The sequence below is a fragment of the Haloquadratum walsbyi J07HQW2 genome (genome assembly GCF_000415985.1).
In the GTDB taxonomy this organism is placed as follows: Archaea; Halobacteriota; Halobacteria; order Halobacteriales; family Haloferacaceae; genus Haloquadratum; species Haloquadratum walsbyi_B.
Map to the genome: position 1 here is coordinate 2527562 of NZ_KE356561.1, position 2547 is coordinate 2530108.

A 2547-nucleotide genomic window follows, 5' to 3' on the forward strand; every position below is an offset into this window, starting at 1 on the left:
ATGATGATGTCATGAGCTATATGCAGAGTATGGTATTTGTATCCACAGAACATCATAATTTGATATGTCATTTATTATTGTTGGATATGGGCGCGTTGGCGCACGGACCGCACGGATCCTTGACACAGAAGGATACGATGTTGTTGTCGTTGATACTAATTCAGATAAGATCAAACGTGCTGATACTGCCGGCTTTGAGGTTATCAAAGGAAACGGAAGTGATGATTCAGTGCTAGAACAAGCGGGTGTTGATGACGCTGTTGCACTTGGCGGGCTCACCGGCGACCCAAGTATCAATTTCGCCGCTTGTCTGACCGGTAAGCAGCACGGCTGTCGCGTTGCAATGCGTATCAGTGAAGATTCCAATCCGAATGTGTATGAACGATATGAATCTGATGTTGATGAGGTAATTGATCCGGAGCGGCTTGGAGCTGTGGGCGCTAAAACTGCACTTCTCGGTGGCAATTTCAATGTGCTTGATGAACTTACAGAGGGTCTCAGTTTAACCAGTCTTTCAGTTCCAAACACTGCTCCGATTGTCGGTCAGACAGTAAATGAGATTGAGCTAGGTGATCACGGGCGAATATATGCACATGGACGGGCGAACGAGCCAATGACGATTCCATTACCGGCTACTACAGTCAAACGCGGTGATCGACTTGCACTTGTCGTTGAACATGATAATCTTATGAAAGTCCGACAAACGCTGGTAGGGAACAGCTGAATCCGACGATTCCCACATATCATAAGTGATCTAACCATTCCTGTTGTCTGTCTTAGCGAGTTGCTAATTTGTAGATGTCATCATCTTCATCAAGCAGGAAATCCCGCCGTTCACGCCGGGCAGGAATGCGACATGAGACGGCTGCAATCACCCTTCACCCTTCCCCGGCTCCTCGAATCCCAACAGTAATTGTTAGTTATCGGGGTCTGCTACTTCCCAAAAGTGAACCTTTCCGATATCACGGCTTGTCACTTTCCCAGCCGCTCGGAGGGATTTCAGTCGGTCGTATGCTGTTGTATATGGACACTCAAGAGCTTCAGCTACCTCGGTCGTCCCACCACCATCTAACTCCTGTAGTGCGGCAAGAAAGTCCTCGTCACTGTATTTTTCATCAAATTCGCCCGATTCAGTCCGGGTATCGTTCGGCATATCTGCATATATGATCACACCGACACCTAAATGTTCGTGCTATGCTACGATGGGTTTTTACTGTCATAGAATAATACATTGATACGGGCGACATGGCGACCGAAACGGTTACACGGACGTTGCAGGCGACGCTTACCCCCGACCAGTCACAAGGAAACCAGCCTGCAACATACGCTGAACACCTATCGCCACGCCCTACAGGATGCCTTTCAGGTCGAGTGTGACACCAAGACGGCCGTCAATGACGTTGTCACACCCTACGACTACGACCTGAGTAGTTACGCCAAAGACGCCCTAAAAAACTATGTTCCAAAATTGGTCGATGAGGCCGATGAGCTGGACGATGCTCACCCCGTCAGATACACCGAACGTGGGTTGACACTTAACCACGATCACGACTCTGCCCGTGAACATAGTTTCTGCTGGCGGGTTCCAAAAGCCCAATCAGCAGACGGTTCGCCGTTTTGGATTCCACTCCGAATCAATCCAGCACAACAATCGCTCTGGAAAGGGCTGCTCGACGGTGAGATCGAACCGAATCAGTTTCAGCTACAGCGCGACGGTGAAACGTGGTCGTTGCACGTCGGCGTTGATATTGACGTGTCTGAACCAGCGTATGAGAGTGACGATGAAGATGCCACAGCAGTAGGGTTCGATATCGGGGAAGCCCATTTGTCAGCAGGCTGTGCCTGTACGAATGGTTCTCCGACCGACCCACTGCTGATTACCGGCGGTCGTGCCCGCCAACTCCGTAAGGAGATGTTCACCACGCTCACTCGATTGCAGGAACGTGACGCCGCTCAGTGGCGGATCGACGAACGATTCGATCACTGTCAGAACGCGCTGACCGATATCGTCGAGAAAGCGTCTTGGCAGGCTATTGACTATGCCCAACAGTTCGCCAAGCCGGTGATCGTGTTGGAACAACTCGACAGTATCCGAGAGGGGTTAGACTACGGCAAATGGATGAACCGGCGGTTGCACAACTGGGCGTTCAGACGGCTTCAGGATGCTATTGATCGGAAAGCGATCGAAGCCGGAATCCCGATCGAATACGTCCACCCACACCATACAAGCCAAACCTGTCACGCCTGCAACCACATCGGGTACCGGGATAGCGACGAGTTCCGGTGTACGAACGATGCGTGCTGGGTAACAGAGTACCATGCGGATATCAACGCAGCGGTAAACGTAGCCAATCGGCTCGATCCGTGGGGTGAGAGCCTGCCAGTGAAAGCGGCAGGCGATGACATGACATGTCACGGAATGGGCGCACTTGTGACAGTGCCACGACTCCAACCAAGCAGAGCCAATCAGAGCAACAGCAAATGACGCTCGGGAGCTACGTAGAGTCAGAACCCACTGCTAGCGATTAAGCTGGTATTCCCCATGCG

Annotated in this window: 2 protein-coding genes and 1 pseudogene; 2 read left to right on the plus strand and 1 reads right to left on the minus strand. The window is 51.4% G+C overall.

The genetic code is table 11. The features are described 5' to 3' along the window. The first annotated feature begins 64 nt into the window (after nt 1-64). Entirely contained in the window at nt 65-724 is a 660-nt protein-coding gene (locus J07HQW2_RS11850) for a potassium channel family protein (RefSeq protein WP_021055773.1), read from the plus strand. A gap of 192 nt (nt 725-916) precedes the next feature. On the opposite strand, the gene J07HQW2_RS11855 is transcribed toward J07HQW2_RS11850, so the two are convergent. Next, the gene (locus tag J07HQW2_RS11855; protein ID WP_021055774.1) at nt 917-1153 is read right to left on the minus strand and encodes a winged helix-turn-helix domain-containing protein; all 237 of its coding nucleotides are present in this window, start codon (nt 1151-1153) and stop codon (nt 917-919) included. A 92-nt stretch (nt 1154-1245) separates the two neighbouring features. Between J07HQW2_RS11855 and J07HQW2_RS11860 the strand changes: the two are divergent. After that, a pseudogene (locus tag J07HQW2_RS11860) lies at nt 1246-2529 on the plus strand (RNA-guided endonuclease TnpB family protein). Nucleotides 2530-2547 lie beyond the last annotated feature (18 nt).

What these genes read in the sequence shown, in the direction of transcription:
- J07HQW2_RS11855 (WP_021055774.1), bottom strand. Translation starts at nt 1,153, where the DNA reads ATGCCGAACGATACCCGGACTGAATCGGGCGAATTTGATGAAAAATAC.
- J07HQW2_RS11850 (WP_021055773.1), top strand. Translation starts at nt 65, where the DNA reads ATGTCATTTATTATTGTTGGATATGGGCGCGTTGGCGCACGGACCGCA.